We start from the raw sequence: 25,908 nt of genomic DNA, 5'->3' as shown, positions 1-25,908 counted from the left end.
TCCACCGTTTCATCACCCCAGGTTAATGGCTCAGGCCGTATTTCTTGACTTTATCGAACAGCGTGGTCTTGGCCATGCCCAGCTCCTGGCTGGCCTGGGTCAGGTTGCCACCGCTGCGTTGCAGGGCGTCCGCCAGCAGGTTGCGCTCGAAGGCTTCCACCGCTTCGGCGAAGGCCAGCCCCTGGCCGCCACTGGCTCCGGGTTTCTTGAAGGCCGGCAGGCCCAGGGCGAAGCGCTCGGCGACGTTACGCAGTTCTCGCACATTGCCCGGCCAGTCGTGGCTCATCAGGTTCGACAGGGTCTGGTTATCCAGCTCCGGCGGCGTACGGTCGAAGCGCAGGGACGACTGCTGGAGGAAATGTTCGAACAACTGGAGGATGTCTTCACGTCGTTCCCGCAGGGGGGGCAGTTCAAGGGTCACCACGTTGAGACGGTAATACAGGTCGCTGCGAAACTGCCCGGCGCGCCCCATTTCATCCAGGTCGGACTTGGTGGCGGCGATCACCCGGCAATCCACGGCCACGCTCTGGTTCGATCCCAGGCGTTCCAGGGTGCGCTCCTGCAATACCCGCAGCAGCTTGATCTGCAAGGGCAGGGGCATGCTCTCCACTTCATCGAGAAACAGTGTGCCGCCGTCGGCGTGCTCGATCTTGCCGATCCGACGCTTGCCGGCCCCGGTGAACGCGTTGGCCTCGTGGCCGAAAATCTCGCTTTCGAACAGGTTTTCCGGCAGGCCCCCGCAATTCAGCGCAACGAACTGTTTGTCGTGGCGGCGGCTGAAATCATGCAGGCAACGGGCGACCAGTTCCTTGCCGGTGCCGGTTTCGCCTTCGATCAGGACGTTGGCCGAGGTGTCGGCAACGTTGGCGATCAGCTCCCGCAAGTGCTGCATGGCCGGGGAGCGGCCGATGATCCGACCTTCCAGGGAGTCGCGTTCGGCCAATTGCCGGCGCAGGGAGGAGACCTCCCGGGCCAGGCTGCGCTGCTCCAGGGCACGGCGGGCGACATCCACCAGGCGTTCGGGGGAGAAGGGTTTCTCCATGAAGTCGTAGGCGCCTTTCTGCATGGCGCCCACCGCCATGGAGATGTCGCCATGGCCGGTAATCAGTACCACCGGCAGGCTGCGGTCCCGCGCCTTGAGACGGGTCAGCAGTTCCAGTCCATCGATGCCCGGCAGGCGGATGTCACTGATGACGATGCCGGCAAAATCATCGCCGACCCGCTCCAGGGCCTCTTCGGCGCTGCCCACGCCGATGCAGGGAATGTCTTCCAGGGCCAGGGCCTGCTGGCAGCCCAGCAGGACATGGGGATCGTCCTCGACGATCAGTACGCTCAGGTCGTTGTTCATAGCGGCTCGGCAGGTGAAAGGCTTACCAACGGTAAACTGAGGACGAAGGTGGTGCCACCGTCATCGGGGTGCTCGACTTCCAGGTGACCGCCCGCAGCGGCGGCCAGGCTCGCCGAGAGGGTCAGGCCCAGGCCAAGGCCCTGCTCGCCGGGTTTGGTGGTGAAGAAAGGTTCGAACAGATGCTTGCGTGCCTGCGGATCGATGCCGTGGCCATTGTCCCGCACCCGCAGGCGATACTTGCCCTCCAGGGCTTCGCCTTCAAGCCACAGTCGAGGCTCGGCCTGCGCCTGCATGGCATCCAGGGCATTGCCCACCAGGTTCCCGAGGATCTGCTCCAGGCGTGTCTGGTCGATCTGTACCTGCACGTTATCGAAATCGGCCTGCACCTTCACGTTCAGGTTCTCAAGGCGGGCGCCCAGCAGTTGCAAGGCGGCCTCGACGGCCTTGCCGAGGCTGGCCCGGCCCTGGTCGTCCCCACGTCGGGCGAAGGAGCGCAGGCTGGCGGTGATCCGGCCCATGCGGTCGATCAGTTCATTGATGGTCTTGAGATTGGCATTGGCGATATCCAGCTGGCCACGCTCCAGGAAGCGCACGGTATTGCCGGACAGGGTGCGCAGGGCTGCCAGTGGCTGGTTGAGTTCGTGGGCGATGCTGGTGGACATCTGGCCGATAGCCGCCAGTTTTCCCGCCTGGACCAGTTCATCCTGGGCGCGACGCAGGGTCTCTTCGGCCTGGCGGCGTTCGCGGATCTGGTTCTTGAGGCGTTCATTGCTGGCCCGCAGGTCGCTGGTGCGTTCGGTAATCCGCCGTTCGAGCTGGTTGTTGGCTTCCTGCAGGGCCTCGCGGGCGGCGAGGCGGGTGGCGATGACCTTGCGTCGCTCGTTCCAGGCGATCAGCAGGAACGCCACCAGGGCGAACGCCACCGCTACCAGGATGCCTTGGTTGACGGCCTGTCGGCGCAGGTCCTCAAGCGGCGTCAACAAGGTGAAATTCCACGGTGTATCGCTCAGGGGGCGGGTCTGGGAGAGGTAGCTGATGGCTTGTTTGTCGGGCGCCACCTGGGTGTTGGCGGGGAAGGTCAGTTTTTCCATGCCTTCGGTTAGCCGCTCCCGGTCCAGGGGCACCAGTTCATTCAGCGGGAACCAGTAGTACTGAAGGCTGCGGGCCAGGCGTTCCTTGGTTTCGTCGCTCAGCGGTCGTACCGACTTGAGCCGTCGTGCCGGATCGCTGGAGAGAATGATGACGCCATTCTCGTCACTGACGAACGCCTCCAGGCGGGCCCGTTGCCAGCGTTCTTCGAGGGCTTCGAGGCGCACCTTGACCACGGCGACGCCGATGATCTTGCCTTGTTGCTCCAGGCCATGGGCCAGGTAATAGCCGGGCTCGCCGTTCGTACTGCCGATGCCATAGAAGCGGCCCGGTTGACCACGCACGGCGTTCTGGAAATAGGCCCGGAAAGACAGGTCTTCGCCCAGGTAACTGTCGACATCGCGCCAGTTGCTGGTGGCCATGACCCGACCGGTGGTGTCCATGACGTAGATGGCCCGGCTGCGGCTGCGTCGGTTCAGGCCTTCGAGGTATTCGTTGACGGTCTTGCGATGCTCGGGTGTCGGGTCGTCGAGCAGTTGCGAGACGCTGGATTCAAGCTCCAGCAGGCTGGGCAGGTAGGTGTACTTGCTGATCTCGCTCTCTACTGCGCGGGCATGCAGCTCCAGCTGGCGCTCGCCGTTCTCGGCCAGGCCACGGATGCCGTAGTGCTCGCTGATCCAGAAACCGAGATAACCCAGGCCGATCGTCAGGGCGATGATCAGCGGTGGCAGCAACAGGTGGCGGATCAGGCGAGGTTTCACGGCGAGTGATGGCGGCGCGGCGCGATAAAGGGTGGGGTCGCATTTCATCACAGAAGCCTTGGGTCAACCACAACACAAATCTACAAGCCAACACTGGATCCTTGTGGGAGCGAGCTTGCTCGCGATGACTGTTTACCGGCCGACAATAATGTTGACTGACAGTCTGCTATCGCGAGCAAGCTCGCTCCCACAGGGGAGAGTGGTGTTGTTTAGTGCTGCAGGATCTTCTCGAGGAAATGCTGCGCACGTTCAGAGCGGGCGCTGATGTCGCCGAAGAATTCTTCCTTCGCGCAATCCTCGATGATCTGGCCCTGGTCCATGAAGATCACCCGGTTCGCCACTTTGCGGGCGAAGCCCATTTCGTGGGTCACGCACATCATGGTCATGCCTTCGTGGGCCAGTTGCACCATCACATCGAGCACTTCGTTGACCATTTCCGGGTCGAGGGCCGAGGTCGGTTCGTCGAACAGCATCACCACCGGGTCCATCGCCAGCGCCCGGGCAATGGCCACGCGCTGTTGCTGGCCGCCGGAAAGCTGGCCCGGATGCTTGTGGGCATGGGCGGAGAGGCCGACCCGTTCAAGCAACTGCAGGCCTTTCTTGGTGGCTTCTTCCTTGCTGCGACCCAGCACCTTGATCTGCGCGATGGTCAGGTTTTCGGTGATGGTCAGGTGCGGGAACAGCTCGAAGTGCTGGAACACCATGCCCACCCGCGAACGCAGTTTCGGCAGGTTGGTCTTCGGATCGGCGATGGACGTGCCGTCGACCACGATGTCGCCTTTCTGGAACGGCTCCAGGGCATTCACGCACTTGATCAGCGTGGATTTGCCCGAGCCCGACGGACCGCACACCACCACGACCTCACCCTTGCTGACCTCGGTGCTGCAATTGGTCAGTACCTGGAAGTCCCCATACCACTTGTTGATGTTCTTGATAGAGATCATACGGCGAACCTTTTTTGCAGACGCTTGACCAGCAGCGAGGCGGCAAAGCTGATTGTGAAGTACACGAGACCTGCGATGATCAGGAACTCATTGGAGCGGCCGATGATGTCGCCACTGGCCCGCGAAGCATTGAGGAAGTCCACCAGGCCGACCGTGTAGACCAGCGAGGTGTCCTGAAACAGGATGATGCTCTGCTGCAGCAGCAGCGGGGTCATCTTGCGAAACGCCTGGGGCAGGATGATCAGGCGCATGGTCTGGCCATAATTCATGCCCAGTGCCTGTGCCGCGCCCATCTGGCCCTTGGGGATCGACTGCACGCCGGCCCGCACGATTTCGCAGAAATACGCCGCCTCGAACATCATGAACGCCACGACGCAGGAGCCGAACGCACCGATCGGGGTGTCCTCGCCGGTGATCCAGCGCAGCACGAATGGCACCGCCAGGTAGAACCAGGTGATCACCAGCAGCAGCGGGATCGAGCGGAAATAGTTGACGTAGGTGCCGGCGATGTTGGAGACCAGCTTGTTGTGGGACAGGCGCATGAGGGCCAGGATCGTTCCCAGAACGATCCCGCCGACCACGCCCAGGGCCATCAGCTTGAGCGTCATCACCATGCCGTTCCACAAGCCGGGAATGGCCGGGACGATGCCCGTGAAATCGAATTCCATCATTTACCCCCTACGGAGATCAGGCCGGGCACTGCCACTTTCTTCTCGACCATGCTCATGAGCAGCATCAGGCTCATGTTCAGGGTGAAGTAGATCAGCGTCGCCAGGGTGAACGCTTCGAACAGGTTGGCGGAGAACTCGGCGGTCTGCTTGGTCTGCGCCAGCAACTCCATGAGGCCGATCAGCGAGGCCACGGAGGAGTTCTTGAAGACGTTGAGGAATTCCGAGGTAAGCGGCGGAATGATGATCCGGTAGGCCTGGGGCAGCAGCACGTTCCAGTAGATCTGCGGCAGCTTGAAGCCCATGGCCCGGGCGGCGGATTCCTGGCCCCGCGGCAGTGCCTGGATACCGGTGCGCACCTGTTCGCAAACCCGGGCGGCGGTGAACAGGCCCAGGCACACGACGACGCTCAAGTAGGCCGAGGTGGTCGGGTTCAGGTCCTGCTTGTACCATTCCTGCAGGTTCTCGGGCAGCAGGTCGGGTATCAGGAAATACCAGATAAACAGCTGAACCAGCAGTGGTACGTTTCGGAAGAGCTCCACGTAGCAAGTGGCGATACCCGACACCAGCCGGTTCGGCACGGTGCGCATCACGCCGAGGATCGAGCCCAGCAGCAGGGCAATGATCCAGGCCGCGACGGCGATGGCAATGGTCCAGCCCAGGCCGGCCACGTACCAGTCGAGATAGATCTCGCTGCCCACGCCGGTGGACTTGAAGAACACGCCCCAGTCCCAGTTGTAATTCATCAGGGTCTCCCCTCAGATCGTTCGATGTACAAATGCCCGCCTGGGGAAGCTCCGTTCCCGTCCAGCCTTGACGGCCGGGCACACGCGTTCGGCTCGATAGCACCGGTTCGAGTGTTTCCTGAAAATTGCCAGCAGGGAGTGACCATCCCCTGAAAGGGCCGGGCCCCTTCAGGAGATAAGGTTAGTCAGAAAATCAGGACTTCTTGTCGTCAGCCGCCTTGTCGGTCGGATTGGCGATCAATGCCTTGAGCTCGTCGCTCATCGGGAAGTTCAGGTTCAGGTTCTTTGGCGGGATGGGCTGGGTGAACCATTTGTCGTAGATCTTGTTGATTTCGCCCGACTTGTAGGTGGCCACGATGGCGTCATCCACGGCCTTTTTGAACGGCGCGTCGCCCTTGCGCATCATGCAGCCATAGATTTCATACGACTGTGGGGTACCGGTCACTTCCCAGTCGCTGGCCTTCTTGGCCTTGGCGGCTTCGCCGGCCAGCAGGGCGTCGTCCATCATGAACGCAACGGCACGGCCCGATTCCAGCATCTGGAAGGACTCGCCGTGGTCCTTGGCGGAGATGACGTTCATGCCCATCTGCTTGTCGGCGTTCATCGCCTTGAGCAGGCGCTCGGAGGTGGTGCCGGCGGTGGTCACGACGTTCTTGCCTTTGAGATCGTCGAAATCCTTGTACTTGGAATCTTTCTTGGAGAGCAGGCGAGTGCCGATCTCGAAGATGCCGACGGAGAAATCAACCTGCTGCTGGCGTTCCACGTTGTTGGTGGTGGAGCCGCACTCCAGGTCCACGGTGCCGTTCTGCACCAGCGGGATACGGGTCTGGGAGGTGACCAGGTTGTACTTGACCTGCAGGTTCGGCATGTCCAGGTCTTTTTTCAGCGCCTCGACGACTTTCAACTGGATGTCGTGGGAGTAGCCGACCGGTTTACCGGAAGCGTCCGCGATGTAGGAAAACGGAATGGAAGCGTCGCGATGCCCGAGCGTGATGACGCCGGACTCTTTGATCTTTTTCAGCGTGCCGGTCAGTTCGGCCGCGAAGACTGGAGTGCTGATCAGAGCGGCAGCAATGGCTGCGCCCAGGAGATGGGGAACGATACGCATCGATGTTTCCTCGACATTGTTTTTTTTATTTCGGCCGGTACGTCGGCCCTGAGTACCTCTGATGTCCGGTAGCTCCTGTTGTGCTGGCACCCGGACAATCGTCTCCACGAGTGTAGAGCATGACTCGTGCCAGGCCAGTGATGTATAGCTAACTTGTTGTTTTGAAATGAAATTAATGTTTTGTTTCGGATTTTGTATAGCTTGTTTATCCGGTTAGCCGAATTGACTGTCGGGTCGCGTTCGGAAAACCGAATGCGTTGAACCTGCCCTGAGCTATTGTGGGAGCGAACTTGCTCGCGACAGCGGTGTGTCAATCTCCACAGGGTGTTGAATGTGCAGCTCTCATCGCGAGCAAGCTCGCTCCCACTGGGGGCATCGGTGGACGCCGGATAGCAAAAAGCCCCTGAATCGCTGGATTCAGGGGCTTTAGGTTGTGCGCAATATTCGTCAGGCCGCTTCTATCTTGCGGCGGTTGTGTTCGACCTCGTCCAGGTACTGTTGAAGCTTTTGCTGTTCGGCCGCGCTGGTAAACAAGCCCAGTTTGCTGCGGCGCCACAGGATGTCCTGGGCGCTGACGGCCCATTCATCGCTGCACAGGTAGTCGACTTCCCGGGTGTAGAGGCCGCCACCGATGTGTTCGCCCAGGTCTGCCAGGCTGTGCACGCCTTCGAGCATGCGCCAGGTACGGCTGCCATACGTGGTGGCCCAACGGCGGGCGAGCTCGGTCGGTACCCAGTCGAACTTGTCGCGGATCGAAGAGCACAATGCTTGTGGCGTGGTCATGTTTTCGCCACCGGGCAGCGGGTCGACGGCCGTCCAGCTCGGGCGCATCTGGGTGAAATACGGCGCCAGCTGCGCCATGGCCGATTCGGCCAGTTTGCGGTAGGTGGTCAGCTTGCCACCGAATACCGACAGCAGCGGGGCGTCTTCGCCGCCGCCGGACAGCGCCAGGGTGTAGTCCCGGGTGACTGCCGAGGGGTTGTCCGACTCGTCGTTGCATAACGGGCGTACGCCGGAATAGCTGTGCAGGATATCGCTGCGGCTGATCTGCTTCTTGAAGTGGGCGTTGACCACATTCAACAGGTAATCGGTTTCGCCGTCGGTAATCGCTACCTTGGCCGGGTCGCCGGTGTATTCGCGGTCGGTGGTGCCGATCAGGGTGAATTGGTTCAGATAGGGAATGGTGAACACGATTCGTTGGTCTTCGTTCTGAAGAATGTGCGCATGTTCGCCTTCGTAGAGTTTTGGCACGATGACATGGCTACCCTGGATCAGCCGGATGCCATAGGGCGATTCCATTTTCAGGTCGTCGCGGATGAACTTGGCGACCCACGGGCCGGCGGCATTCACCAGTGCCTTGGAACGGATCGAGAACAGGCTGCCGTCGGCACGTTCCAGGTTCAAGTGCCACAGCCCCTTGCTGCGACGAGCGTTCACGCAACGGGTGCGTGTATGGATGTGGGCGCCTTTTTCCCGGGCGGCCATGGCATTGAGCACCACCAGCCGCGCGTCATCGACCCAGCAATCGGAATATTCGAAGCCCTTGGTGATTTCGCTTTTCAACGCGCTGTCGGCGCCGAACTTCAGGCTCCTGGAGCCGGCGAGCTGCTCGCGCTTGCCCAGGTGGTCATAGAGGAACAGGCCGGCGCGGATCATCCACGCCGGACGCAGGTGCGGGCGATGGGGCAACACGAAGCGCATCTGCTTGACGATGTGCGGAGCCTTGGTCAGCAACACTTCGCGCTCGGCCAGCGCTTCACGCACCAGGCGGAACTCGTAATGTTCGAGATAGCGCAGGCCGCCATGGATCAGTTTGCTGCTGGCCGACGAAGTGTGGCTGGCCAGGTCGTCCTTTTCGCAAAGGAACACCGAAAGACCGCGACCGGCAGCATCCGCGGCGATCCCCACGCCATTGATGCCGCCACCGATGACGGCGATGTCATAAACTTCGGCGAGAGGGGGCGTAGGCAAGGTAGAAGTGGGCATCGGCTGGCCTCGGGGTCTTTTTGAATATTTGAAATCGAACATTAATGTTCATTTGCGAAAAATACTAGCCCATAAAGACAGCAACAGCCAGCCAACTTCGATTGAAAATACTGATCAAAGGAAGCTGAAAGGAAAATTTTCGAACACGAAGATTGCTTGACGCAGGCAGGAGGTATTTGTGGCGAGGGGATTCATCCCCGTTGGGTTGCGCAGCAACCCTGGATTTGCGCGACTCGGTATACCAGGCAAATTGAGTGACTGTATTGGGATTGCTGCGCAACCCGGCGGGGATGAATCCCCTCGCCACAGAATCCTGTCGCCACAGGGTACCGAGAGGGCGTCAGACCACTTCCAGCCGAATCTTGTGCTGGCTCAGCAATTGCGCCAGGGCCGGCACGGGTTGCTGGTCGGTCACCAGGCAATCGATCAAGCTGATGGGGCCCAGGCGAACCATGGCGTTGCGCCCGAACTTGCTGGAGTCCGCCGCCAGCAGCACCTGCCGGGCGTTGGCGATGATCGCCTGGGAGACGCGCACTTCCTGGTAGTCGAAATCCAGCAGGCTGCCGTCTTCGTCGATACCGCTGATGCCCACCAGGGCGAAGTCCACCTTGAACTGGTTGATGAAGTCGACGCTGGCCTGGCCCACCACGCCACCGTCACGGCGTACGTTGCCGCCGGCGATCAGGACTTCGAAGTCGTCCTTGGCGCTGAGGATCGAGGCCACGTGAAGGTTGTTGGTGATGACCTTGAGATGGTTGTGATTGAGCAGCGCCCGGGCGATGGATTCAGTGGTGGTGCCGATGTTGATGAACAGCGAGGCGTGATCGGGGATCTGGGCGGCGATGGCTTCGGCGATACGTTGCTTCTCGTCGCGCATCTGATCGGCGCGCATGGCGTAGGCGGTGTTTTCCACGCTTGAGTCGTAGGCCGCGCCGCCGTGGTAGCGGCGCAGCAGATTCATTTCCGCCAGTTGATTGATGTCGCGGCGGATGGTCTGCGGAGTCACGACGAATAACTGCGCCATTTCCTCGATACTGACATAGCCGCGCTCGCGGACCAGTTCGAGGATTTGCTGCTGACGGGGAGGCAGATTCATGGGGCTTCCTTTGGGCTGCCATACAAAATTTGCCCATGATGCCGCAGGAATCCACTCCCGGCCAGTTTCAGACCCTCAGGGGCTTATTCGGCGTCTTCGTGGGGCTCCCAATCGCGGGTGCGGCTGACCGCTTTTTTCCAGCCTGCGTAGAGTTTTTCCTTGGCTTGTTCGTCCAGTTGCGGTTCGAATTCGCGCTCGATCATCGCTTTGCCGCGCAGTTCTTCCAGGCTGCCCCAGAAACCGCAGGCCAGGCCGGCCAGGTAGGCAGCGCCCAGGGCGGTGGTTTCGCGCATTTTCGGACGTTCTACCCGGGTTCCCAGGATGTCCGCCTGAAATTGCATCAGGAAGTTGTTCGCCACCGCGCCGCCATCCACGCGCAGCGCTTTGAGACGTTCGCCGGCGTCCTGTTGCATGGCGTCGAGCACATCGCGGGTCTGGTAGGCGATCGACTCCAGTGTTGCGCGAATGATGTGGTCGACCCGCACGCCACGGGTCAGGCCGAACAGTGCACCACGGGCGTAGGGGTCCCAATAGGGAGCGCCCAGGCCGGTGAAGGCCGGCACGAGGTACACGCCGTTGCTGTCCTTGACCTTGTTGGCGAAGTATTCGGTATCGAGGGCGTCATTGATGATCTTCAGCTCATCGCGCAGCCACTGCACGGTGGAGCCGCCGTTGAACACCGCGCCTTCCAGGGCATAGGCCACTTCGCCGCGGGGACCGCAGGCGATGGTGGTGAGCATGCCGTGGCTGGACTTGACGGCCTTGTCGCCGGTGTTCATCAGCAGGAAGCAGCCGGTACCGTAGGTGTTCTTGGCCTGGCCCGGTTCCACGCACATCTGGCCGAAAAGGGCGGCCTGCTGGTCACCGGCGATGCCGCCGATGGCGATGCCGCTCTTGGTGCGGCCATAGATCTGCGATGAGGGCTTTACTTCCGGCAGCATTTCCCGGGGGATGTCCAGGATGTCGAGCATCTTCGCGTCCCACTCCAGCGAGTGGATGTTGAACAGCAGGGTGCGCGAGGCGTTGGTGTAGTCGGTGACATGCACCTTGCCGCCGGTAAATTTCCAGATCAGCCAGCTGTCTACGGTGCCGAACAGCAGTTCACCGTTGCGCGCGCGCTCGCGGCTGCCTTCGACATTGTCCAGGATCCACTTGAGCTTGGTGCCGGAGAAATACGGGTCGGTGACCAAGCCGGTGGTGTCGCTGATGTATTGCTCATGGCCGTCGCGCTTGAGCTGCTGGCAGATTTCGGTGCTGCGCCGGCACTGCCAGACGATGGCGTTGTAGATCGGGCGGCCGGTGGTCTTGTCCCAGACCACCGTGGTTTCACGCTGGTTGGTGATGCCGATGGCGGCCACCTGGTCATGGTGCAGGCCGGCCTGGGCCAGGGCTTCGACCATGACGGCGCTCTGGGTGGCGAAGATCTCCATCGGGTCGTGTTCGACCCAGCCGGGCTGCGGGTAGTGCTGGACGAATTCGCGCTGGGCGGTGCCGACCACATTGGCGTCGCGGTCGAAGATGATCGCTCGGGAGCTGGTCGTACCCTGATCGAGGGCAATGATGTAGTTCTTGTTCTGGATATCGGTCATGTCGATTGCCTTGGGACGTAAATGAGGGATAAAGCCCACGGTGCACAGCATGCGATGCGCACCCACTGTTTCAAGAGGTTCTGGCCTTGCCGTCAATGGCCGGTGTGGCGTCCTTTGTAGCATGGGTGGCGCTGGGCAGATGTCGGGCAATCAGCCCTCGATAAGCCGCGGCGCCCAGGCATGCACCGACAATGGGTGCAAAAATCGGAATCAGGAAGTACGGGATATCACGTCCACCGGTAAGGGAAATTTCACCCCAGCCGGCGAAGAAAGTCATCAGCTTGGGGCCGAAGTCCCGTGCCGGGTTCATCGCGAAGCCGGTCAACGGGCCCATCGAGCTGCCGATCACTGCGATCAGCAGGCCGATCAGCAGTGGTGCCAACGGGCCGCGAGGCAGACCGTTGTTGTCGTCCGTCAGGGACATGATCACCCCCATCAGGATGGCGGTGATGATCGTTTCCACCAGGAAGGCCTGGCCGGTGGACAGCGCCGGGTGCGGGTAGGTGGAAAACACCGAGGCCAGTTCGAGGCTGGTCTGGGTGCCGCGAATCATGTGGCGGGATTGTTCGAAATCGAAGAACAGGTTGCTGTACAGCAGGTAGACCAGGAGCGCGCCGCAAAAGGCGCCGGCGACCTGGCAAACAATATAGAAGGGCAATCTGCGTTTTTCGAAGTCGGTGAAGATGCACAGGGCGATGCTGACGGCGGGGTTCAGGTGCGCGCCGGAAACACCCGCGCTGAGGTAGATCGCCATGCTGACACCGACGCCCCAGATGATGCTGATTTCCCACAGGCCGAAACTGGCACCCGCGACCTTGAGCGCTGCAACACAACCGGTTCCAAAAAAGATCAGCAGGGCGGTTCCGAGGAATTCGGCCAGGCACTGGCTGGAAAGGGACGGCTGTTGTAGATCGACTGTCATGCAAACCTCGGTTTTGTTGTTGTCCGCGCATTCGGTAAGGCTTCGATCGCGCGTTTTTCACCGAGGCAGGATCCCCATCCTGGGCTCGGGTGTTGCTTGTAGACACACGATATGTCTTTCAGTTTCGAAAAAATATAGACAAGAAACGCTACTGTCAAAGGTCGAAAATGAACCAGCAGTCACTTTTCAACTATCAATGATGTGAATGACCATGGTGCCGATATCTCTCCTATAGCGTGGTGCCGTGCCCCGAAGCCTTTTGGATGCCGATCACTTAGAATCCCGTTCACTCTTTTTTGATTTCTCGTCAGGAGCGGTCATGACCCCCGCATTGGATCTGCTGAAAAAGGTGCGCGCCGATCATCGTATCCACAGTTACGAACATGATCCCAAGGCCGCCTCGTACGGTCTGGAAGCTGCAGAAAAACTGGAACTCGATCCGGCGCAAGTGTTCAAGACGTTATTGGCGGCGAGCGAAAAAGGTGAGCTGTTGGTGGCCGTGGTGCCTGTAGCCGGCAGCCTGGACCTGAAGGCGCTGGCTCATGCCGCGGGTGTGAAGAAAGTCGAGATGGCCGATCCGGCGGCCGCGCAACGCTCCACTGGTTACCTGCTCGGAGGTATCAGCCCCTTGGGGCAGAAAAAACGCCTGCGGACGTTCATCGACAGTTCCGCCCAGCCCTTCGCCAGCATCTTTGTCAGCGCGGGACGGCGTGGCCTGGAAGTGGAACTGGCGCCTTCGGTATTGGCCGAACACACCGGGGCGAAGTTCGCGCAGATCGGGCGGGCTTGAAAGAGCCGTTTTCTGCCTTCTCGCGAAGTGGGGCAGCGCGTCCGGCACGATGGGACCTGGATCGTCGGTCCTGTTCTGTCGGGTGAAAAATCCGCCGATCTGTCACTGGATAACCGGTGTCCTCAGCCTTCATGCTGGTGCATCAATAACAAGGAGAAGTGCCATGCAGCTCGCGTTTCATCAAGTCGATGCGTTCAGTGACCGGCCGTTTGGCGGTAACCCGGCGATGGTCTACCGACTTGACGCCTGGCTTGCCGATGACTTGATGCAGAAGATCGCCTCGGAACACAACCTGGCCGAGACGGCTTTTCTGGTACGCGAAGGCCAGCGTTGGCATATCCGTTGGTTTACCCCCACCACTGAAGTGCCCTTATGTGGGCACGCCACCTTGGCCAGTGCCTACGTGTTGTTCGAGATCTATCACGAAACGGTGGAGAGGCTGGACTTTATCTGCAAATCCGGGCCTTTGAGCGTCACTCGCGAAGGGGATCGGCTGTGGCTGGATTTCCCTGCCACCATGCCTGGGGAAGTAGGAGCATCCCTGGCGGTCCAGAGCGCCCTGGGCGTCGAGGCGGTGGATGTGCTGGGCTTCAATGAGCTGTTCGTGGTGCTGGAGTCGGAACAGGCGGTACTCGACTGCAAGCCGGACATGGCGGCCCTGGCGAAATTGCCGTGGCCCGGCGCCATCGTGACCGCACCCGGCAGCCGGCATGACTTCGTCTCACGTTACTTCGCGCCTGCCATTGGCATCAACGAAGACCCGGTGACCGGCTCGACCCATTGCAGCCTGATTCCATACTGGTCCAAGCGTCTGGGCAAGCTAGGGCTGACGGCTTACCAGTGCTCGGCACGGGGCGGGGCGCTGTTCTGCAGGCTGGAGGGCGAGCGCGTGAAGATCGGTGGCAATGCGACGCTGGTAGCCAGCGGGATCCTGATGCTGGGCTGACCACTTTCCATGCGCTTGAGGCGAGGGGGCATTTTCCCTCGCCTCAAAGGCGAACACTTGAACATCAGTTGGCGCTGCTGTATCGGCGCACGCCGCTTTCCACTGGCGGGATATGCGCCGCCGTGCTGCCGGAAGCCTGGAACAGCACCAGGTGTTCAGCCGACACCCGGATGCCGACACTGGCGCCGACCTGATGGTCGGCGTGGCTCGGGAAGATCGATTCCAGCTGTGCTCCCGTCGGCAGTTGGAGGCGATACAGGGTTGAAGCCCCCTGGAATGTCTTGCCGACGATCGTGGCGGTGAGCGGGCTATCGGGGGAGTAGACGATATCGTCCGGCCGCAGCAGTACGTCCACTGCGCAGCCGATGGGCCAGGTGTAGGCTCGATTGCCGCGCAGCACCCCCAGTTCGGTCTGGACCGATTCCGGGCTGTCGAGTTGGCCACGAATGAAATAACCCTGGCCGATGAAACTGGCAACGAACGGCGTCAGCGGTTCGTGATAGAGGTTGTAGGGCGTATCCCACTGCTCGAGTCGACCTTCCTTGAATACACCGACATGGTCGCTCACGGCAAAGGCTTCTTCCTGGTCGTGTGTGACCAGGATCGCGCTGGTACCGCGGGCCTTGAGGATGTCGCGCACCTCATGACTGAGCTTGCGTCGCAGCTCGCCGTCGAGATTGGAGAAAGGTTCGTCGAGCAACAACAGTTGTGGCTCCGGGGCCAACGCACGGGCCAGCGCCACGCGTTGTTGCTGGCCGCCGGAGAGCTCATGGGGCAAGCGCTTGCCCAGGTTCTTCAGGTTGACCAGTTCCAGGAGTTCTTCGACCACGCGTTCCTTGTCCGGATGCTTGCGAATGCCGAAGGCAATGTTCTCGGCCACGCTCAGGTGAGGGAACAGTGCGTAATCCTGGAACACCATGCCGATGCGGCGTTTTTCCGGGGCGAGGGTGAAGCCGGCGCGGGAAATAATTTGCCCGTCCAGTTGGATCTCCCCTGCATGCACCGGTTCGAAACCGGCTATGGCCCGCAGCGTCGTGGTCTTGCCGCACCCGGAGGAGCCGAGCAGGCAACCGATATCGCCGGCATTGAGGTGCAGGTTGAGGTTTTGCACGACCCGCTGGTTCTGGTAACCACAGGCCAGGTCATGCAGGTTCAGGAGCAGGGGATGGCTCATGCGTGGTGGTACGCCGGCTCGACGAGAAACTCCAGCAGGGCCTTCTGCGCATGGAGACGGTTCTCTGCCTGGTCCCACGCTACCGCCCGTGGGTCTTGCAGGACATCGAAGCTGATCTCCTCGCCGCGGTGAGCGGGCAGGCAATGCATGAACAGCACTTCAGGTGTCGCCAGGTCGAGCAGCGCCCGGGTGACCTGGAACGGCGCGAAATCCTTGAGTCGCTTGGCGGTTTCTTCTTCCTGGCCCATGGAGGTCCAGACGTCGGTGCTCACCAGGTGCGCGCCGGGCACTGCCAGTTTCGGATCGCGGACGATGGTGACACGGTCCCCGGCCCTGGCCACCAGTTCAGGGTTGGGGTCGTAGCCTTCGGGACAGGCAATGCGCAGCTGGAAGTCGAGTTGCATCGACGCTTCTATATAGCTGTTGCACATGTTGTTGCCATCACCGACCCAGGCGACGGTCTTGCCCTGGATCGAGCCACGGTGTTCGAGGAACGTCTGCATGTCGGCCAGCAACTGGCAGGGGTGCAGGTCGTCGGACAGGCCGTTGATCACCGGTACGCGGGAGTGGGCCGCAAACTCGGTCAGGGTGCTGTGGGCAAAGGTTCGGATCATCACGACATCGAGCATGCTGGACATGACGATGGCGCAATCGCTGATCGGCTCGCCGCGGCCCAGCTGGGTGTCGCGGGGCGACAGGAAGATCGCCTGGCCGCCGAGCTGGATCATGCCGGCTTCGAACGAAATGCGGGTGCGGGTCGACGACTTCTCGAAGATCATCCCCAGCACGCGGTTTTTCAAGGGCTCGAACAGTACACCGCGGTTACGCAGGTCCTTGAGCTCCACGCCTCGACGGATCACGCCGAGCAACTCATCGGTCGTGAAGTCCATCAGGGAGAGAAAGTGCCTTGCGCTCATCATTGACTACCTTTTTGTAACTGACCGCAGATGCTCAAAGCCTTGTTTAACGAAAAAACGGGCGAGACCTGCGGCAAAAGCCGCACGGGGCGACGAAAATAGGGGAAGGCGCGATATTGACATTAAATGTCGCGTATTACCAATAGTGCCCTGGTTTTTAGGGGAATTCAGCGAGGCCGGCGTACGAATACGGAGGCGATTCGAGGCCGGTTTCCTGACAGCGGCGATCCCTTTGTACACTGGCGGTATACGGCTTGGCAATCAAGCAGGGCGGGGGCGAGGCCGTTGGTGGATGGTTTGCGCTCGCGTTTGAGGATCTGCCTGTCAGTTGTCGGATGTGAGCATTTCCTAAAGCAGGGGGCTGGGTTATAAAAGACCTCTTAGAGGCAGGAGCGTCGAAATGGATTCGAAAGAGCAACAACTGATGGAATTGCTGGGGCTGACGGCACGCTCCCTGACGCACCTTACCGCCTCGATGACGTCCATGTCGTTCGAGTTGTTGCGCAGCGACGATGAAGTCATCAAGGCCGCCGGACGGCGCATGATCGATCGCATGGCCACTATCAGCGGAGGGCTCGACGAGCATTGGCGTCTGATCGGCGAGCTGACCGGCGTGCCGATGGCCCAGGAACAGGTGGAGACTGTCGAGGAGATCCAGCTGCTGGCGCCTCCTGTGGAGCAGCCCTGACGCCAACTTCATCGGCAAGCCTGATGCCCGGCAATTCACAGGACGAACGTCGCTGGCGCGGTGACGGTCCAGGCGCCATAGTTTTGTTCCCGCGGCCAAAAGTGCCCGCCACGAATAAAACAGAGACTGGCCATGACCAAGACTCTTCATCACCGTGCGTGCCATCTGTGTGAAGCCATCTGTGGCTTGACCCTGGAAACCACCGAAACCGAAGGCCAGGGCCTGGCGATCACCTCGATCAAGGGCGATTCGCTGGACAGCTTCAGCCGGGGGCATATCTGCCCCAAGGCAGTGGCCTTGCAGGATATCCAGAACGATCCGGACCGACTGCGCCAACCCATGCAGCGGGTGGGCAGTCAATGGCAGCCCATTGCCTGGGAAGACGCCTTCGCGCTGGTAGCCGAACGCCTGGCGGACATCCAGGCGCGTCACGGCCAGAATGCGGTGGCGGTCTATCAGGGCAACCCCAGCGTGCACAACTACGGGCTGATGACCCACAGCAATTATTTCCTGGGTCTGCTCAAGACCCGCAGCCGTTTCTCTGCGACCTCCGTGGACCAGTTGCCCCATCACCTGACCAGCCACCTGATGTACGGTCATGGCCTGCTGCTGCCGATCCCGGACATCGATCACACCGACTTCATGCTGATCCTGGGCGGCAATCCTCTGGCATCCAATGGCAGCATCATGACCGTGCCAGACGTGGAAAAACGCCTCAAGGCGATCCAGGCCCGCGGCGGCAAAGTGGTGGTGGTCGATCCGCGTCGTAGCGAAACGGCCGCCATCGCGAGCCAGCACCTCTTCGTGCGCCCAGGCGGTGATGCCGCGCTGTTGTTCGGCATGCTCAATACCCTGTTCAGCGAAGGCCTGACCCGTGATAGTCATTTGCCGGTGGATGGGCTGCAAGAGGTGCGCCAGGCTGTGGCCGCCTTCACGGCCGAGGCCATGAGCCCGCTGTGTGCGGTGCCCGCAACGCAGATCCGTCAGTTGGCCCGAGACTTCGCCGCGGCCCCGTCGGCTGTCTGCTACGGGCGGATGGGCGTTTCGACCCAGGCATTCGGTACGCTGTGCCACTGGCTGATCCAGGTGATCAACCTGGTGACCGGTAACCTGGACCGAGTGGGGGGCGCCTTGTGCACCGAACCGGCGGTGGACCTGGTCGCCACCACTTCGGGTGGACATTTCAACCGCTGGCAAAGCCGTGTGTCCGGGCGTCCCGAGTATGCCGGGGAGTTGCCGGTATCGACCCTGGCCGAGGAAATGCTCACCGAGGGTGAAGGACAGATTCGCGCCCTGGTGACGGTGGCCGGCAACCCGGTGCTGTCGACGCCCAACGGGCGACAGCTGGAACAGGCGCTGGACGGTCTGGAGTTCATGGTCAGCGTGGACCTGTACATCAACGAAACCACCCGCTACGCCGACCTGATCCTGCCTTCGACGTCGGCGCTGGAAAATGACCACTATGACACCACGTTCAACCTTTTCGCGGTGCGCAATGTGACCCGTTTCAACCGGGCCATCCTGCCCAAGCCGGAAGGGGCGCTGCACGATTGGGAGATCTTTGTCGGCCTGGCCAAGGCCTTCGCCGCCAGGACCGGCAAGGAGCTCAAGCCCACCATGCCGCCCGCGCAGATGATCGATTTCGGTTTGCGGGCAGGGCCTTATGGAGATGCCTCGTCACACAAACTGTCCCTGGCGACCCTGTTCGACCATCCGCACGGCCTTGACCTCGGTGCGCTCAAGCCCAACCTGGCGTCGCGATTGAAAACCGAAAACCAGCGGATACAGGCTGCTCCCGCCGTGATCCTCGCCGATATCGGGCGGTTCGCCGCGATGCAGGCCCCTCAGCCAGACGAATTGCTGATGATCGGTCGTCGACACGTTCGCAGCAACAATTCCTGGATGCATAATTTCCATCGGCTGGTGAAAGGCAAGTCGCGTCATCACTTGCTGATGCATCCTGACGACCTGGCCAGTCGTGGGCTGGATGATGGGCAGCGAGTGAAGGTCAGCTCGCGGGTGGGCGTGATTGAAGTTGAAGTGCAGGGTTGCTCCGACATGATGAAAGGCGTTGTCAGCCTGCCCCATGGCTGGGGACACGCCCGGCCGGGGGTGCAGATGAGTATCGCCAGTGGGCAACCCGGCTCCAGTGCCAATGACCTGACCGATGAGTGCCAGCTCGATGAATTGTCCGGCAACGCGGCCCTCAACGGTGTGCCTGTGAAGGTGGCGGCTGCGTGAATTTGTCTCTGGCGTAGACCGAGCACCTTGCTCGGGTTTCCGTTACAATGCGCCACCGTGTCGACGACTTGAGTCGCGAAGTTTAAGCCGAGGTGCTCCATGGATATCATCGAAACCATCAAAGAACAGATTGCCAACAACACCGTGCTGCTCTACATGAAAGGCTCGCCGAATGCGCCACAGTGCGGTTTCTCGGCCAAGGCTGCTCAGGCCGTGATGGGATGTGGCGAGAAGTTTGCCTATGTCGACATCCTGCAGAACCCGGAAATCCGCGCCAACCTGCCCAAGTACGCCAACTGGCCAACCTTTCCACAACTGTGGGTTGCCGGTGAGCTGATCGGTGGCAGTGACATCATGGTTGAAATGGCTGCTGACGGTTCCCTGCAGAGCACCATCAAGGAAGCAGTCGCCAACGCGACCAAGAAGACCGAGGCCTGATCCAAGGGCGTCGGTTCACCGCACCGGTTGTGGTAAGCGCCAAACCTTGTGGGGCGAGCCTGCTCCCTCCAGGGTGGATGTCGGTACTGCCTGAAATCCCGGCAACAAAAAGCCCCGCCTCTCACAAGAGGGCGGGGCTTTTTGTTGGTTCGCGTTTGCCGGAGGTTATTCGTCGCCCATCTGCGATTGCAGGTAATTCTCCAGGCCCACTTTGTCGATCAGGCCCAGCTGGGTTTCCAGCCAGTCGATATGCTCTTCCTCGGACTCGAGAATGTCTTCAAGCAGTTCGCGGCTGCCGAAGTCGCCAACGCTTTCGCAGTGGGCGATGGCGGCCTTCAGGTCGGCATGCCCGGTGCGTTCGATACGCAGGTCGCATTCGAGCATTTCGCGGGTGTGTTCGCCGATGTGCAGCTTGCCCAGGTCCTGGACGTTGGGCAGGCCTTCAAGGAACAGGATGCGCTTGATCAGCTTGTCCGCGTGTTTCATCTCGTCGATGGACTCGTGGTACTCGTGCTTGCCCAGCTTGTTCAGGCCCCAATCTTCATACATGCGTGCGTGCAGGAAGTATTGATTGATTGCGACCAGCTCATTGGCAAGGATCTTGTTGAGATGCTGGATGACTGTAATGTCGCCTTTCATGGTGAGGCCTGCCTGTAAAATAGCTGTGTATGAGGCAGAGTTTGAGCCGCGCATTTCCGGGTGTCAAACCTAAGTTATTGAATAATAAATGAAAATTAATCGGAATAAGAATGTTTGTGTTCCGCGTCTGGAAGCTAAGCGTTTGATTTACAGGCATAAAAAAACCGGACATTGAGTCCGGTTCCTTGGAAAGCGGTGTTTACGCGGCGGTAAATTCTACAGGGTAGGGGATCGATGCCTGGGCCGTTTGTACTTTGGCGAGGGTTTCACGAACCACTTCCTTGGCCAGGCATGCGCATTTGCCGCATTGGCTGGCTACGCCGGTGGCCTGGCGGACTTCACGATAGCTGCAGCAACCTTCATAGATCGCTTCGCGGATTTGTCCGTCGGTGACGCCAGTGCAGAGGCAAACATACATAAGTAAGAACCGTCGCGGGTTGTGGCTTAAGTGAGACGGATCTTAATGTTAACGAGAATGATTGTCAAAGTGGTTTCTCGACGCTTCCAGGCCAGAGAGATGCCGGGCTGACGAACGGCTTTCCAAGACGGGCTGTCGATTTTTCGATATCACCAAAAACCGTTGAGAAGAGCTCAAATGGGCGGTGTATGATGGTCGGTCCTTGCGAAGCGGGTTCGTGTCACAGGGCTGTCGTCTGAGGGTGGCAGGCTGGCGCGGACCTGAGTTTTTCACGTTACTACACCAGGAGATATTCAATGAGCGTACTCGTAGGCAAGCAAGCCCCTGACTTCACTGTTCCTGCCGTTCTCGGCAATGGCGAGATCGTCGACAGCTTCACCCTGTCGTCGGCCATCAAAGGCAAATACGGCCTGGTGTTCTTCTACCCGCTGGACTTCACCTTCGTCTGCCCATCCGAGCTGATCGCCCTGGACCACCGCATGGACGACTTCAAGGCTCGCAACGTGGAAGTGATCGCTGTTTCCATCGACTCGCACTTCACTCACAACGCATGGCGTAACACGCCAATCAACGGCGGCGGCATCGGCCCGGTGAAATACACCATGGCTGCCGACATGAAGCACGAAATCGCCAAGGCCTATGATGTCGAGTCCGAAGGCGGCGTGGCTTTCCGTGGCGCGTTCCTGATCGACGACAAAGGCGTGGTCCGTTCGCAGATCGTCAACGACCTGCCGCTGGGTCGTAACATGGAAGAGCTGATCCGTCTGGTCGACGCTCTGCAATTCCACGAAGAGCACGGCGAAGTCTGCCCGGCCAACTGGAAAAAAGGCGACAAAGGCATGACCGCTTCCCCGGAAGGTGTTGCTGCCTACCTGGGCGAGCACGGCGACAAGCTGTAAGCGAATCAGGCATAAAAAAAACCGGCCCTTGGTGGCCGGTTTTTTTATGGGTATTTCAAGCCGGATCATCGGCTGAAACACAGAGCTGGGTTGACTCTACTCTCTAGTCGTCGAAATCCTGCCAGCCGCCCAGCTCTTTCCACCGGTTGACGATGCCGCAGAACAGCTCGGCGGTCTTCTCGGTGTCGTAGCGGGCCGAGTGCGCCTCACGACCATCGAAATCGATGTCGGCCGCCTGACAGGCCTTGGCCAGGACGGTCTGGCCGTATGCCAGGCCCGCCAGGGTTGCAGTGTCGAAGCTGGAAAACGGGTGGAACGGATTGCGCTTCATGTCCAGGCGGGCAACGGCTGCGTTGAGGAAACCCAGGTCGAAGCTGCTGTTATGACCCACCAGGATCGCGCGCTTGCAACCATTGGCCTTGAGCGCCTTGCGGACGCCACGGAAGATGTCGGTCAGGGCTGTCTCTTCGCTTACCGCCATGCGCAACGGATGGTCGAGCTTGATCCCGGTGAACTCCAGGGCCGCCGCTTCGATGTTGGCGCCTTCGAACGGTTCGACGCGGAAGAAATAGGTGTGGTCAGGGAAAACGAACCCTTTTTCGTCCATGCCGATGGTGGTCGCGGCGATTTCCAGCAGCGCATCGGTGGCGGAGTTGAAACCGCCGGTCTCTACGTCAACGACGACAGGCAGATAGCCCCGGAACCGTGCAGCCATGGGGTGACGGATGCCGCCCGAACCACCGTTGCCGTCCAGTTCGTCGTCGAAATGCTCTTCACTCACGGTGTTTCCTCCAGCAGGCGCCAGCGCAGTTTTTCACCGGCGCGCAGCGGGATGACAGTCTGCTCGCCGAAGGGCAGGCTGGCAGGGGCGGTCCACTCGTCGCGGACCAGCGTAATACGATCGGTGTTCACCGGCAGGCCATAGAACCGAGGGCCGTGGAGGCTGGCGAAGCTTTCGAGCCTGTCCAGCGCATTACGCTGTTCGAACGCCTCGGCATACATTTCGATGGCGGCGTAGGCGGTGTAGCAGCCGGCGCAACCGCAAGCGGCTTCCTTGGCGTGACGGGCGTGGGGCGCCGAATCCGTGCCGAGGAAAAACTTGGCGCTGCCACTGGTGGCGGCGTCGAGCAAGGCCTCCTGGTGGGTGTTGCGCTTGAGGATCGGCAGGCAATAGAAATGCGGCCGGATCCCGCCTACCAGCATGTGGTTGCGGTTGTACAACAGGTGATGCGCCGTGATGGTGGCGCCGACGTTGGCCGGCGCTTCCTTGACGAATTGCACGGCATCGGCGGTGGTAATGTGCTCGAACACCACCTTGAGAGTCGGGAAGCGCTCCACGACGCGGCGCATATGCTCGTCGATGAAGATTTTCTCGCGATCGAACACGTCGACATCACCGCGGGTGACTTCTCCGTGGATCAGCAACGGCATCCCGACTTCGGCCATGGCCTCCAGCACCGGGAAGATCCTGTCGATGCTGGTGACGCCGGAATCCGAGTTCGTCGTGGCGCCAGCCGGGTACAACTTGGCGGCATGGACGAAGCCGCTGGCCTTGGCGTCGCGGATTTCCTCGGGCTGGGTACGGTCGGTGAGGTAAAGCACCATCAGCGGTTCGAAGCGGCTGCCGGCCGGCCGCGCGGCCAGGATGCGCTGGCGATAACCATCGGCCTCGGCGGCGTTGCGTACAGGCGGAACCAGGTTGGGCATGATGATTGCGCGCCCGAAGGTACGCGCCACATCGGCGACGGTATGGGTCAACACAGCACCATCGCGAAGATGAATATGCCAGTCGTCGGGACGCAGCAGGGTCAGGCGGTCGGACATTGAGGGGCTTCCAGGCGGGTCAAACTCTGGGGAATGCTACCGGAAAAGACTGTTGCAGGCATCCGCTATCAAGTTTTGCCGCAAGTTACCGATAGCCCCTTCAGGTATGTCCGTGATCCGGGACAATGCCCCGGACCGGCGTCACGCCTCGGCGTGTATCGATTTTTGTATAAAGCCAGTGGAGCCTCCCGTGCGCCAGCGTTATCTAGCCTTGCTCAGTGTGTTTGCCAGCCTTCCCGCCATGGCGCTCACTTTCCAGACCCGTCTGGAGAGCATTGAGTGGACGGTCGAAGGCGACAAGTTCGAGTGTCGGCTGAGCCAGCCGATCACCGATTTCGGCAGTGGCGAGTTCGTGCGACGCGCGGGTGAGCAGGCGACGTTCCGGCTCAAGGCCTATAACCCGATGCTCGGCGGTGGCTCCGCGACCTTGCTGGCCGCCGCGGCGCCGTGGCAGCCGGGACGAGGCGATATCAACCTGGGTTCGGTCAGGCTCGGCAGTGGCGATGTGCTGTTCAACAGCTCCCAGGTCCAGGCGGGCCGTTTGATCAGCGGGTTGATGGAGGGGCGCAGCCCGGTGGTGCGACGCAATACCGAGGATGGCCGGGTCTCGGAGGTGCGACTGCTGCCCGTGCGCTTCAGCAAGGCCTTCAACGACTATCAAGGCTGCGTGGCGAAGCTGCTGCCCAAGAACTTCGAGCAGATCAAGCAGACCCAGATTGCCTTCCCTGGGGAAGGGATCGAACTCGACGCCCGGGCCAAGGCCCAGTTGCAAGTGATGCTCGACTTCATCAAGGCTGACCCGAGCGTCAATCACGTCGAGCTGGATGGCCATTCCGATAACAGCGGCAACCGTTTGACCAACCGTGAACTGTCCCGTCGCCGGGCATTGGCGGTCATGGACTTCTTCAAGGCCAATGGTTTCCAGGAGTCGCAGATCACCTTGCGTTTCCATGGCGAGCGTTATCCCCTGGTGGCGAACACCAACGCGGCCAACCGGGCCAGGAACCGTCGGGTGGTGGTGCAGTTGTCGCGTGTCGAGCCCACCGAAGCACCGGCACCGGCACCGCAACCGGCAACCCCGCCGTCACCACCCGCCGCGGCTCCGGCCAGGGCGCCTGCGCCCGCTCCGGCACCTGCCTCGGCTCCAGGCAAGCCTGTGGCGACCACGGCGGCGCGGACATCCTGAAGGGCTGATCGTCGCGCGCTCGACATAATCTGTCGCTTCGTCGTCATAAGCTGTCGCGCCTCTGTAAATTATCCGCGCCGGACGTTAGACTTCACGGCTTTCCGTACAACCCGTGGAGTGATGGCATGGCGGACGTAAACAAGGTCGTTCTGGCGTATTCCGGCGGCCTGGACACTTCGGTGATCCTCAAGTGGCTGCAGGACACTTATAACTGCGAAGTGGTGACCTTCACCGCTGACCTGGGGCAGGGCGAAGAAGTCGAACCTGCACGCGCCAAGGCTCAGGCCATGGGCGTCAAAGAGATCTACATCGATGACCTGCGCGAAGAGTTTGTCCGCGACTTCGTGTTCCCGATGTTCCGCGCCAATACCGTCTACGAAGGCGAGTACCTGCTGGGTACCTCCATTGCTCGTCCGCTGATTGCCAAGCGCCTGATCGAAATCGCCAACGAAACCGGTGCCGACGCCATTTCCCACGGCGCCACCGGCAAAGGCAACGACCAGGTACGTTTCGAACTGGGTGCCTATGCCCTCAAGCCTGGCGTGAAAGTCATCGCCCCATGGCGCGAGTGGGACTTGCTGTCCCGTGAAAAACTGATGGACTACGCCGAGAAGCACGGGATTCCGATCGAGCGCCACGGCAAGAAGAAATCCCCGTATTCGATGGATGCCAACCTGCTGCACATCTCCTATGAGGGCGGCGTGCTGGAAGACACCTGGACCGAACACGAAGAAGACATGTGGCGCTGGACCGTTTCCCCGGAAAAGGCACCCGATACCCCGCAGTATCTGGAACTGACCTATCGCAACGGTGACATCGTCGCGCTGGACGGCGTGGAAATGAGCCCGGCCACTGTGCTGGCGACCTTGAACCGTATCGGTGGCGCACACGGTATCGGTCGTCTCGATATCGTCGAGAACCGCTACGTGGGCATGAAGTCCCGTGGTTGCTACGAAACCCCGGGCGGCACCATCATGCTGCGTGCTCACCGGGCGATCGAATCGATTACCCTGGACCGCGAAGTGGCTCATCTTAAGGACGAGCTGATGGCCAAGTATGCCAGCCTGATCTACACCGGCTACTGGTGGAGCCCGGAGCGTCTGATGCTGCAGCAGATGATCGACGCTTCCCAGGTCAACGTGAACGGTGTCGTACGCTTGAAGCTGTACAAGGGCAATGTGATCGTCACCGGGCGCAAGTCTGACGACTCGCTGTTCGATGCCAATATCGCGACGTTCGAAGAAGACGGTGGTGCCTACAACCAGGCCGACGCGGCCGGCTTCATCAAGCTCAACGCCCTGCGCATGCGCATTGCGGCGAACAAGGGTCGCAAGCTGTTCTGATCCCGATCAAAAAAAGAGGCCTGCCATGTGCAGGCCTTTTTTTTTGCCCATATCTTGCTGGTTGCTCGCGTTCTCGTCGCGGTACGGTCCTCGTGTCGCTTACCCATCCGGCCCATCCAGGGGGACCTGCGCCTCATCGCGGCTGTAA

Annotated in this window: 24 protein-coding genes; 8 read left to right on the top strand and 16 right to left on the bottom strand. The window is 60.6% G+C overall.

All coding sequences use genetic code 11. The annotated features are described in order from the left end of the window. Nucleotides 1–22: 22 nt before the first annotated feature. The 10 genes from BLP99_RS12140 to BLP99_RS12095 all read right to left on the bottom strand — a co-directional run bounded on the left by BLP99_RS12140 (nucleotide 23) and on the right by BLP99_RS12095 (nucleotide 12,257). On the bottom strand, nucleotides 23–1,300 hold the full coding sequence (locus BLP99_RS12140) for a two-component response regulator AauR (RefSeq protein ID WP_231991131.1): 1,278 nt from the start codon (nucleotides 1,298–1,300) through the stop codon (nucleotides 23–25). A 44-nt stretch (nucleotides 1,301–1,344) separates the two neighbouring features. Further along, nucleotides 1,345–3,246, bottom strand: coding sequence for a two-component sensor histidine kinase AauS (locus tag BLP99_RS12135; RefSeq protein WP_072395060.1), 1,902 nt, complete (start codon nucleotides 3,244–3,246; stop codon nucleotides 1,345–1,347). 161 nt (nucleotides 3,247–3,407) lie between these two features. Beyond that, the gene (locus BLP99_RS12130; protein ID WP_072395058.1) at nucleotides 3,408–4,142 is read right to left on the bottom strand and encodes an amino acid ABC transporter ATP-binding protein; all 735 of its coding nucleotides are present in this window, start codon (nucleotides 4,140–4,142) and stop codon (nucleotides 3,408–3,410) included. Further along, entirely contained in the window at nucleotides 4,139–4,810 is a 672-nt protein-coding gene (locus BLP99_RS12125) for an amino acid ABC transporter permease (protein ID WP_072395056.1), read from the bottom strand. The genes BLP99_RS12130 and BLP99_RS12125 overlap by 4 nt, the downstream gene beginning before the upstream one ends. Continuing rightward, the gene (locus tag BLP99_RS12120; RefSeq protein ID WP_092180383.1) at nucleotides 4,810–5,556 is read right to left on the bottom strand and encodes an amino acid ABC transporter permease; all 747 of its coding nucleotides are present in this window, start codon (nucleotides 5,554–5,556) and stop codon (nucleotides 4,810–4,812) included. The genes BLP99_RS12125 and BLP99_RS12120 overlap by 1 nt, the downstream gene beginning before the upstream one ends. Nucleotides 5,557–5,749: 193 nt before the next feature. Then, a complete protein-coding gene (locus BLP99_RS12115; protein ID WP_072395052.1) occupies nucleotides 5,750–6,664 on the bottom strand; it encodes a glutamate/aspartate ABC transporter substrate-binding protein in 915 nt (304 codons plus the stop codon). Nucleotides 6,665–7,111: 447 nt separating this feature from the next. Next, the gene (gene glpD, locus BLP99_RS12110; protein WP_072431894.1) at nucleotides 7,112–8,650 is read right to left on the bottom strand and encodes a glycerol-3-phosphate dehydrogenase; all 1,539 of its coding nucleotides are present in this window, start codon (nucleotides 8,648–8,650) and stop codon (nucleotides 7,112–7,114) included. Between the two features lie 340 nt (nucleotides 8,651–8,990). After that, nucleotides 8,991–9,746, bottom strand: coding sequence for a DeoR/GlpR family transcriptional regulator (locus tag BLP99_RS12105; protein WP_072395051.1), 756 nt, complete (start codon nucleotides 9,744–9,746; stop codon nucleotides 8,991–8,993). Nucleotides 9,747–9,829: 83 nt separating this feature from the next. Continuing rightward, nucleotides 9,830–11,335: a glycerol kinase GlpK gene (glpK, locus tag BLP99_RS12100; protein WP_072395049.1), complete on the bottom strand. Its 1,506-nt coding sequence runs from the start codon at nucleotides 11,333–11,335 to the stop codon at nucleotides 9,830–9,832. A 70-nt stretch (nucleotides 11,336–11,405) separates the two neighbouring features. Next, nucleotides 11,406–12,257, bottom strand: coding sequence for an MIP/aquaporin family protein (locus BLP99_RS12095; RefSeq protein WP_072395047.1), 852 nt, complete (start codon nucleotides 12,255–12,257; stop codon nucleotides 11,406–11,408). A 319-nt stretch (nucleotides 12,258–12,576) separates the two neighbouring features. On the opposite strand from BLP99_RS12095, the gene ybaK reads away from it, so the two are divergent. Together ybaK and BLP99_RS12085 are read left to right on the top strand one after the other, a co-directional pair. Next, complete coding sequence (gene ybaK, locus BLP99_RS12090) at nucleotides 12,577–13,047, top strand: Cys-tRNA(Pro) deacylase (RefSeq protein WP_072395045.1); 471 nt, start codon at nucleotides 12,577–12,579, stop codon at nucleotides 13,045–13,047. A gap of 163 nt (nucleotides 13,048–13,210) precedes the next feature. Continuing rightward, nucleotides 13,211–13,993, top strand: coding sequence for a PhzF family phenazine biosynthesis protein (locus BLP99_RS12085; protein ID WP_092180381.1), 783 nt, complete (start codon nucleotides 13,211–13,213; stop codon nucleotides 13,991–13,993). A 64-nt stretch (nucleotides 13,994–14,057) separates the two neighbouring features. Here the strand turns inward: BLP99_RS12085 and BLP99_RS12080 are convergent, their stop codons facing one another. Further along, entirely contained in the window at nucleotides 14,058–15,167 is a 1,110-nt protein-coding gene (locus BLP99_RS12080) for an ABC transporter ATP-binding protein (protein WP_072431866.1), read from the bottom strand. Next, nucleotides 15,164–16,084 (bottom strand): ornithine carbamoyltransferase, encoded by a 921-nt coding sequence (argF, locus tag BLP99_RS12075; protein ID WP_072431865.1) that lies wholly within the window; start codon nucleotides 16,082–16,084, stop codon nucleotides 15,164–15,166. Before argF ends, BLP99_RS12080 begins: the two co-directional genes overlap by 4 nt. Before the next feature lie 400 nt (nucleotides 16,085–16,484). Here argF and BLP99_RS12070 point away from each other — a divergent pair, with 400 nt between their 5' ends. From BLP99_RS12070 to grxD, 3 genes are all read left to right on the top strand, one after another. Then, nucleotides 16,485–16,772: a hypothetical protein gene (locus tag BLP99_RS12070; protein WP_072395037.1), complete on the top strand. Its 288-nt coding sequence runs from the start codon at nucleotides 16,485–16,487 to the stop codon at nucleotides 16,770–16,772. Between the two features lie 132 nt (nucleotides 16,773–16,904). Then, nucleotides 16,905–19,013: a molybdopterin oxidoreductase family protein gene (locus BLP99_RS12065; RefSeq protein ID WP_072395035.1), complete on the top strand. Its 2,109-nt coding sequence runs from the start codon at nucleotides 16,905–16,907 to the stop codon at nucleotides 19,011–19,013. A gap of 99 nt (nucleotides 19,014–19,112) precedes the next feature. Beyond that, the gene (gene grxD, locus BLP99_RS12060; protein WP_072395033.1) at nucleotides 19,113–19,451 is read left to right on the top strand and encodes a Grx4 family monothiol glutaredoxin; all 339 of its coding nucleotides are present in this window, start codon (nucleotides 19,113–19,115) and stop codon (nucleotides 19,449–19,451) included. 165 nt (nucleotides 19,452–19,616) lie between these two features. Here grxD and bfr read toward each other — a convergent pair whose 3' ends face one another. Together bfr and BLP99_RS12050 are read right to left on the bottom strand one after the other, a co-directional pair. Then, entirely contained in the window at nucleotides 19,617–20,090 is a 474-nt protein-coding gene (gene bfr, locus BLP99_RS12055) for a bacterioferritin (protein WP_072395031.1), read from the bottom strand. A gap of 199 nt (nucleotides 20,091–20,289) precedes the next feature. Beyond that, complete coding sequence (locus BLP99_RS12050; RefSeq protein ID WP_003178704.1) at nucleotides 20,290–20,508, bottom strand: bacterioferritin-associated ferredoxin; 219 nt, start codon at nucleotides 20,506–20,508, stop codon at nucleotides 20,290–20,292. A gap of 296 nt (nucleotides 20,509–20,804) precedes the next feature. On the opposite strand from BLP99_RS12050, the gene BLP99_RS12045 reads away from it, so the two are divergent. Then, on the top strand, nucleotides 20,805–21,407 hold the full coding sequence (locus tag BLP99_RS12045; protein WP_072395029.1) for a peroxiredoxin: 603 nt from the start codon (nucleotides 20,805–20,807) through the stop codon (nucleotides 21,405–21,407). Between the two features lie 103 nt (nucleotides 21,408–21,510). On the opposite strand, the gene rnt is transcribed toward BLP99_RS12045, so the two are convergent. Next, nucleotides 21,511–22,188 (bottom strand): ribonuclease T, encoded by a 678-nt coding sequence (gene rnt, locus BLP99_RS12040; protein ID WP_072395027.1) that lies wholly within the window; start codon nucleotides 22,186–22,188, stop codon nucleotides 21,511–21,513. Further along, complete coding sequence (pyrC, locus tag BLP99_RS12035; protein ID WP_076406394.1) at nucleotides 22,185–23,231, bottom strand: dihydroorotase; 1,047 nt, start codon at nucleotides 23,229–23,231, stop codon at nucleotides 22,185–22,187. Before pyrC ends, rnt begins: the two co-directional genes overlap by 4 nt. Nucleotides 23,232–23,421: 190 nt before the next feature. Here pyrC and BLP99_RS12030 point away from each other — a divergent pair, with 190 nt between their 5' ends. Next, on the top strand, nucleotides 23,422–24,417 hold the full coding sequence (locus BLP99_RS12030; protein ID WP_072395022.1) for a flagellar protein MotY: 996 nt from the start codon (nucleotides 23,422–23,424) through the stop codon (nucleotides 24,415–24,417). 125 nt (nucleotides 24,418–24,542) lie between these two features. Further along, nucleotides 24,543–25,760: an argininosuccinate synthase gene (locus BLP99_RS12025; protein ID WP_072395020.1), complete on the top strand. Its 1,218-nt coding sequence runs from the start codon at nucleotides 24,543–24,545 to the stop codon at nucleotides 25,758–25,760. The last annotated feature ends 148 nt before the right edge of the window (nucleotides 25,761–25,908 follow it).

Origin of the sequence: Pseudomonas sp. NFACC32-1, from assembly GCF_900101215.1 — a bacterium.
Taxonomy (GTDB): Bacteria; Pseudomonadota; Gammaproteobacteria; order Pseudomonadales; family Pseudomonadaceae; genus Aquipseudomonas.
This window is presented reverse-complemented; position numbering and strand designations above follow the sequence as displayed.